This window comes from Rhodococcus sp. NPDC059234 (genome assembly GCF_042754225.1).
GTDB lineage: Bacteria > Actinomycetota > Actinomycetes > Mycobacteriales > Mycobacteriaceae > Rhodococcus_G.
Window position 1 is genome coordinate 1 of sequence record NZ_JBHZAH010000179.1, and the last position, 7,205, is coordinate 7,205.

9 protein-coding genes are annotated in these 7,205 nt (G+C 70.0%); 5 read left to right on the top strand and 4 right to left on the bottom strand.

Translation table 11 applies throughout. The features are described 5' to 3' along the window. Nucleotides 1-10 precede the first annotated feature (10 nt). From ACFXGJ_RS23570 to ACFXGJ_RS23580, 3 genes are all read left to right on the top strand, one after another. Nucleotides 11-310, top strand: coding sequence for a DUF2516 family protein (locus tag ACFXGJ_RS23570; protein WP_378625680.1), 300 nt, complete (start codon nucleotides 11-13; stop codon nucleotides 308-310). 161 nt (nucleotides 311-471) lie between these two features. Beyond that, a complete protein-coding gene (locus ACFXGJ_RS23575; RefSeq protein ID WP_378625655.1) occupies nucleotides 472-1,407 on the top strand; it encodes a diiron oxygenase in 936 nt (311 codons plus the stop codon). 40 nt (nucleotides 1,408-1,447) lie between these two features. Further along, nucleotides 1,448-2,476, top strand: a complete 1,029-nt coding sequence (locus ACFXGJ_RS23580) for an alpha/beta fold hydrolase (RefSeq protein WP_378625658.1) — start codon at nucleotides 1,448-1,450, stop codon at nucleotides 2,474-2,476. On the opposite strand, the gene purU is transcribed toward ACFXGJ_RS23580, so the two are convergent. From purU to ACFXGJ_RS23595, 3 genes are read right to left on the bottom strand one after another with little or no spacing between them, the layout of a single operon-like run. After that, nucleotides 2,477-3,367, bottom strand: coding sequence for a formyltetrahydrofolate deformylase (gene purU, locus ACFXGJ_RS23585; protein WP_378625661.1), 891 nt, complete (start codon nucleotides 3,365-3,367; stop codon nucleotides 2,477-2,479). It lies immediately after the preceding gene. Between the two features lie 48 nt (nucleotides 3,368-3,415). Then, on the bottom strand, nucleotides 3,416-4,249 hold the full coding sequence (locus ACFXGJ_RS23590) for a class I SAM-dependent methyltransferase (protein WP_378625665.1): 834 nt from the start codon (nucleotides 4,247-4,249) through the stop codon (nucleotides 3,416-3,418). Nucleotides 4,250-4,277: 28 nt separating this feature from the next. After that, on the bottom strand, nucleotides 4,278-4,796 hold the full coding sequence (locus ACFXGJ_RS23595; RefSeq protein WP_378625669.1) for a GNAT family N-acetyltransferase: 519 nt from the start codon (nucleotides 4,794-4,796) through the stop codon (nucleotides 4,278-4,280). Nucleotides 4,797-4,862: 66 nt separating this feature from the next. Between ACFXGJ_RS23595 and deoC the strand changes: the two genes are divergently transcribed. After that, nucleotides 4,863-5,528 (top strand): deoxyribose-phosphate aldolase, encoded by a 666-nt coding sequence (gene deoC, locus ACFXGJ_RS23600; protein ID WP_378625672.1) that lies wholly within the window; start codon nucleotides 4,863-4,865, stop codon nucleotides 5,526-5,528. 238 nt (nucleotides 5,529-5,766) lie between these two features. On the opposite strand, the gene ACFXGJ_RS23605 is transcribed toward deoC, so the two are convergent. Further along, entirely contained in the window at nucleotides 5,767-6,540 is a 774-nt protein-coding gene (locus ACFXGJ_RS23605; protein WP_378625675.1) for a DUF2993 domain-containing protein, read from the bottom strand. 96 nt (nucleotides 6,541-6,636) lie between these two features. On the opposite strand from ACFXGJ_RS23605, the gene ACFXGJ_RS23610 reads away from it, so the two are divergent. Continuing rightward, complete coding sequence (locus tag ACFXGJ_RS23610; RefSeq protein WP_378625678.1) at nucleotides 6,637-7,155, top strand: hypothetical protein; 519 nt, start codon at nucleotides 6,637-6,639, stop codon at nucleotides 7,153-7,155. Nucleotides 7,156-7,205: the final 50 nt, after the last annotated feature.

A 7,205-nucleotide genomic window follows, 5' to 3' on the forward strand; every position in this document is an offset into this window, starting at 1 on the left:
CGCCCGTAGAATGGGCCACGTGTATACCGTTCACGGCCTCACGGGCATCATCATGCTCGGACTCCAGCTCCTCGCGCTCGGCGCGGGAGTCTTCGCCGTCTTCCACGCGCTTCGGCAGCGGACGGACGCCTTCACCGCGGTGGAGAAGCTGAGCAAGCCGATCTGGCTGGGCATCCTGATCGCCTCGCTGCTCGTGCTGCTGCTGCCGCTCGGGATGTTCTTCTGGATCATCGCCGTGGTCGCGATCTGCGTGTACCTGGTCGACGTGCGGCCCCGGGTGGACGAGATCCAGCGCGGACCGCGCTGGTAGCGCCACGCGAGAATATATGCGAATTCGCGTCACAGATACCGTTGACAGCGGGTATCCCGGCACCGCATTGTTGAGGTAGTCGGATCGTTCGTGCGCTGTCGGCGGACAGGCCTTTTCCGCGAGCGCACAGCGTCCGACGCGAACTCAGCAAGGAGGCCGACATGTCGATCGCCCACGATCGTGGCGCTGGCTCCACCCGCACGTCCCGCCTGACCCGGGCGGGCGCGCGGCAGGAGACCGCGAGCCGGCTGCTCGCCTCCGCCGCGCGCAAGTCCTACGACCCGCTCGTCGAGGTCGACTGGGACGCGCCGATCCCCGAGGGTCTCTACGGCATGACCCCGGAGTGGTGCAGCCTGTACGGCACCGAGTTGTGGGACTCGATGACCGAGGACCAGCGGGTCACCCTCACCAAGCACGAGGCCGCCAGCATCGCGGGCACCGGAATCTGGTTCGAGATGATCCTGATGCAGATGCTGCTGCGCGACATCTACTCGCACGACCCGTCGGAGCCGCACGTCCAGTTCGCGCTCAACGAGATCGCGGACGAGTGCAGGCATTCGACGATGTTCGCCAAGTCGGCACAGCGTTTCGGCGTCCCGTCCTACCGGCCGAAGAGGTGGATTCGAGAGTCCGCCCGAGCCTTCAAGGCCACCGCGACCGGTTCGCTGGCCTACGGCGGCACGCTGTTCGCCGAGGAGATCCTCGACATGATGCAGCGCGACTTCATGAAAGACGAACGGGTCCAGCCGATCACGCGGACGGTCAGCAAGATCCACGTCCTCGAGGAGGCGCGCCACATCAAGTTCGCGCGCGAGGAAACGGTGCGCCGTGCCGCGAACATCTCCCGGTTCACCCGGGCCCGGATCCGGCTGATCCTCGGGGTGACCGCCTATTTCGTCGTCACCAGCCTGGTCAACGACGGGGTGTACGAGGCCGCAGGCCTCGACCCGAAGCTCGCCCGCGCCGCGGCGAGGGCGAACAAGCACTACCAGGACAAGATTCGCGAGGGCAGCGCCAAGACCGTCGAGTTCCTCGACCAGGTGGGCCTGGTCGGCGGCCCCTCGACACTGCTGCTGCGCCGAGCGCACGTCATCTGATTCACGGTCAACCCATTCAGCGCAACACGGAGGTACACAGGTGTCGGAGCGATCACGCGGAAACGTGCGTCGGATTCTCCTCGGAACGTCGGTCGTGGGCGCGGCGGTCGCCGCGGGCGCGGCAGTGCGGTCGCGGCGCGCGCGGACCGAGCGGGCCTTCGGCGCCGCGCCCAACCCGGCGCTGCGAGACCCGATCCGGCGCCCCGAGACGATCCCCGTGATCTCCGCCGACGGGCACCCCATCCACACCCTCGCCTACGGCGACCCGGACGCGCCGGTGATCGTGCTCAGCCACGGCTGGACCTGCTCGACGCAGTTCTGGTACCCGCAGGTCAACGCGCTCGCCGACGAGTTCCGGGTGATCACCTACGACCAGCGCGGACACGGCCGAACCGGGCTCGGTCCGACGCCGTTGGATCCGGTCCTGCTCGGCGACGACCTGGACGCGGTGCTGAGCGCGACGGTCCCCGACGGTCGCAAGGCGGTCGTGGTCGGCCACAGCATGGGCGGCATGTCGATCATGTCCTGGGCGCTGAAGTATCCCGAGCGGGTGCAGCAGAAGGCCGGCGCCGTCATGCTGGCGAGCACCGGCACCGACCGCCTCGTGGCCGAGACCACCGTCATCCCGCGGCCGAAGCGGGCGCCCGCGGTCCCCGTGCCGGTGGGACGCGTCATCCTCGGGTCGAGGGCCCCGATGGTCGCGCCGTCCCCACTGACCCGCAGGGGAGTCCAGTACGTCGCGATGGCAGCCGGGTCCACCCGTGAGGAGATCGACTTCTGCGTCCGGATCGTCCAGGGCTGCAGCCCCGCCACCCGGGGCGGCTGGGGACGCGCGCTGAGCACGATCGACGTAGGGGCGTCCCTGGACAACCTGACCGTGCCGACGACCGTCCTCGTCGGCAACGCGGACCGACTCACCCCGCCGGTGCACTCGGTGCGGATGAGCGACACCCTCGACGCGGCCGGCCACCTGGAGCGGCTGATCCGGCTACCGAAGATCGGCCACATGGCCACCATCGAGGCACCCGACGCCGTGAACGCCGAGATCGTGCGGCTCGCGCGCCTCTAGTCAGCTGAAGACGACGGTCTTGCGGCCGTGCACGAGGACGCGGTCCTCGAGGTGCCAGCGCAGACCGCGGGAGAGCACCAGCTTCTCGATGTCCCGGCCCTGCCGGACCATGTCGCGGACCTCGTCGGAGTGGTCCACCCGGATCACGTCCTGCTCGATGATCGGCCCCGCGTCCAGCTCCGCGGTGACGTAGTGGCAGGTCGCGCCGATCAACTTCACCCCCCGGGCGAACGCCTGGTGGTACGGCCTCGCCCCCACGAACGAGGGCAGGAAGCTGTGGTGGATGTTGATCGCGCGGCCGGCCCAGTGCTCGCACAGCTCGGCGGGCAGCACCTGCATGAACCGCGCCAGCACCACGGCGTGCGGGTCGTGCGCGTCGACGAGCTTGCGCACCTGTTCGAACGCCGGTCCGCGCTCGGCCGGGTCCTTGGGGAACGAGACGTAGTGGAAGTCGATGCCGTGCGCGCGGGTGACGTCCTCGAGGTCGCGGTGGTTGCCGATCACGGCACAGATCTCGGCGGGCAGCTCGCCGCCGGCGGCGCGGCCGAGCAGGTCGTGCAGGCAGTGCGCCTCCTTGCTCACCAGCAGCACCACTCGCTTGCGTTCACCCGAATCCTGCAGCGTCCACTCGGTTTCCGGGCCGAGTTCGGCGGCGACCTCCGCGAACCGTTCGCGGAGTTCGCCCAGCCCGTACTCGATCGACGAGGCGCGCACGGCCTGCCGGGTGAAGAACCATCCGGAGTCCGGGTCTGCGTGATAGGCGGCCTCGACGATGGAGCCGCCGACCTCGGCGAGGAAGGTCGAGATCCGGGCGACGATGCCGGTGCGGTCGGGCGTGCCGAGAGAGAGCACGTAGCGTCGGTCGTCCTCGGGGGCAGCAGGCCTACTCATGCACCCAGTGTCGCAGGTGGCGGGTCGGCGACTACCCGGAGTTCGCTGTCAGCGTTCGACGCGGGCGGTCGCGACGAGAGTTCCCAGGTCCAGCGTCTCGACGTCGCGTTCGGTGAGCAGAGTCAGGAACTCCTGGCGGACCGCCTCGACGGTGGCCGCGTCCAGGCCGACGAGTGGGCCCCGAAATGCGCTGCCCAGCACCAGTCGCCAGGCCAGCTCCGGGGTCGCGGGCAGCCAGTTGGGCAGCTCGTTGACCTCGACGTCGACCGCGCCGTAGCCGGTGAGCCACGCGGCGAGCGCATCGGGACTGTCGAGCCTGCGGACCGGGTCGTTCGGGTCGGGCCGGTACCCGTCGGCGTCCATTCCCGGCACGTGCCGGGCGAGCACCTCGAAGTAGGCGCGGGCGTGCTCCTCGTGGGCGCCCCGCCGCCAGGTGGTGAGCCCGATCTTGCCGCCCGGCCGGAGCAGGCCCACCAGCCGGTTCACCGACTCGTCCATGTGCGGCAGGAAGAACACGCCGTACGAACTGGACAGGGCGTCGTAGCCGGCCTCGGGGACGCTGCTCGGCGGCTCCCATTCGGTGGCGTCGGCGCGGACGAAGTCGATGTTCTGGAGGGCGCGATCGGACGCGACCAGCCGGCCCTGCTCGAGCAGGTCGTCGGCGAGGTCGATCGCGTGAACCCGGCCCGCCGGGCCGACCGCCGCGGCCGCGGGCAGAGCGGACGCGCCGGCGCCGGCGCACACGTCGAGCACGGTGTCGCCGGGCCGCAGCCGCAACTGGAAAACGAGGGACTGCCCGGCCGGGCCCCACACCTGCGGGGTCAGGCCGGTGAATTCGGCGGCGCCGGAGTTGAACACGGTGGCGAGGTCGTCGGCGCTCATACCGGCAACGGTAGTCGCGGCGGCGCCGTCACAGGTCGTAGAACGGCTGCGGGTACCGGAACTCGCCGACCAGTCCGGGGGTGTAGGCGTCGAGCGTGCGAACCTGGAAATGCGTGACCCAGTCCGGCACACCGGGATCGATGGACAATGTGGACGCGGGCACGAAGCCGAACCTCGGGTAGTAGTCGAGGTGCCCGAGCAGTGCGACGAGCGGCTCGTCGAGCGCGTCGGCGGCGCCGAGCGCCGCGTGCATGAGCGCCGACCCGATCCCGTCCCCGTGCCGCTCGGAGAGCACGCCGATCGGGCCGAGCGCGAGCACGGGGAAGTCGCCGAGCGTGGCCCGGGTCAGGCAGATGTGCCCGACCACAGCGCCGTCGACCTCGGCGACCATTGACAGCGCCGGCAGCCAGGCGTCGGAGTCGCGCAGCGCCGCGACCAGGCCGGGCTCGACCGGTTCGGTGTTCGGCGGGGATTGGTCGGCGAAGGCGGAGCGGTGCACGGCCGCGATCGCGTCGATGTCGGCCGAGTGCTCGCGTCGGATCAGCATGCGAGAAGTGTGTGGTGGCGAGCAGGCAGGCGCAATCGAATTTCGGGCTGTGCCAAGCTCGTCGGTATGTCTGATGCCCCGCTCACCCGCGACCGGGTCGCCGCGATGGTCGACCACACCCTGCTCAAGCCGGAGGCCACCGGTGCCGACGTCGCCGCACTGATCGAGGAGGCCCGCGCGCTCGGGGTGTACGCGGTGTGCGTCTCACCCTCGATGCTGCCGGTGCAGGCGGCGGGGCTTCGGGTCGCGGCGGTCGCGGGCTTCCCGTCCGGCAAGCACCACTCGCTGATCAAGGGGTCCGAGGCGAGGCTGGCCGTGCAGCAGGGTGCGCACGAGATCGACATGGTGATCGACGTCGGCGCGGCGGTCGCCGGCGACTACAACGCGGTGCTCGCCGACATCCTGACCGTCCGCGAGGGTATCTCGGACGAGACGGTGCTCAAGGTGATTCTCGAGACCGCCGCACTGTCCGACGAGGCGATCGTCGAGTGCTGCCGAGCGGCCGAGCGCGCGGGCGCGCACTTCGTCAAGACCTCGACGGGGTTCCATCCTGCGGGCGGCGCGAGCGTCGAGGCGGTCCGGCTGATGGCACGGACGGTCGGCGGCCGGCTGGGAGTCAAGGCCAGCGGCGGCATCCGGACCGCCGAGGCCGCGCGCGCGATGATCGAGGCCGGCGCGACGCGGCTCGGGTTGTCGGGCACGCGCGCCGTCCTGGACGGCTTCCCGGACTGAGCGGACGTATTCGACTCCCACGCTGGGTCGACAAGACTTCGCGGACGGCGTGATCGTCGGATCCGCTTTCGTCGAGCGACTGCTCGCGGCGAAGGGCGTCGACGCAGGGGTGGAGGCCGTGCGAAGCCTCGCTGAGGAACTTGCGAAGGTAGCGCGGTCACGGCCCTGACATCGGTGCCGGCCGGCGTCCGGGACTACCCCGACGCCGGCCGGCGAGCCCGCCAGCCGCGGGCGCCGCCTAGGTCAGCAGCGAGCAGCCGCTCGGGACCGGGGCGTTCGGGTCGGCCTTCGGCATCGTGTACGCGCCGCCGGCCAGCGACATCTCGATTCCGCTGTCCGTGACCGTCAGCGACTGCGCCGTCATCCCCAGCGGGTAGGCCTGCAGGCTGCTGGTGAGGACGTCGACGACACCGCTGACCAGGTCGGTGGGCAGGCCGAGGCCGAGCACCTGGGCGCCGACGGTCTCGACGTTGACGGTGCCGGCGTTCGCCTGCGGCTTGACGGTCAGCTCGGCGAGCCCGAGGACCTGGAACTTCAGGGTGCCCGCGGTCGGGTCGGAGGTGACGCCGGAGACCAGGTTGCCGAACGGCTGGGCCTGGATGGTGGCGAGGATGCCGTCGGTGGACCAGTCGATGTCGGCGGTCGAACTGCCGACGGACCCGCTGGAGTTGTCGGTGGCGGTCAGGTCGACGTCGTTGACCCGGGCCTTGACGTGCATGTCCTTCGCCGGTCCGAAGCTCGAGTCGTCGCTCGTGATCGTGATGTACGGGACCTTCTTGTCGATCGCCTGCAGCAACACCGGTTTTGCGCTGAGTCCAACATCGACCTGCGACCCGAGTTCGCTCTGGAACTGGCTCGACATGCACTGCTTCACGTTGTGCCGCACGTACAGTTCGGCGCCGATCAGGAGCGCGACCAGGGCCACGATCACCACGAGGGCGATCGTGAGGACCAGGTTTCGCTTCGGGCTAGTCGTCGTCGGACCGTTCGGAGCCGGTGCAATGGAGGCCATTGCACGGATTCTTCCCGACTTTTCTGTGCGGGTTCTGAGAACACGCTACGAAGGGTTTATGTGACCCAGGACACATGGTGGAAGTAGTGTGACGACATGGACGGACCGGATCGGCGTGAGAAGGACTTGTGCGAGCGGGCCCGGACCCAGGACGGGTTCTTCACCGCGGAGCAGGCCATGGCGCTCGGGTTCACGGGGGAGGACGTCGTCGCCGCGGTCGCGGCGGGAACGTGGGCGCAACCCGAGCCCGGACTCTTCCGGCTCGCGCCGTGGCGCTCGACCGACCTCGAGGACGTCGCGCGCTGCTGCGTCCGGCTCGACGACGCGGTGGTCTCACACCAGAGTGCCGCCGAACTGCACGGGCTCGGGCACCTGCACCCGCGCTTCCTGCACGTGACCTCGACCGCGACCGCCACCTCGCGACTGGACCGGGTCGCGGTGCACCACAGCGCGATGCCACCCGGCGACTGCGAGCACACCGGTGCCTTCCGCATCACCACGCCCCTGCGGACCGTGTTCGATCTCGCGGACGGCGGCGTCTCGCAGTGGGTACTCGACGAGGTGGTCGGCGACGCCTTCGCGATCGGCAGGCTCGACCGCGACGCGCTCGAATAGTCCGAGGTCGGACGATCCGAGCGCTTCGAAAGCCGGTTCAATCGGGCAAT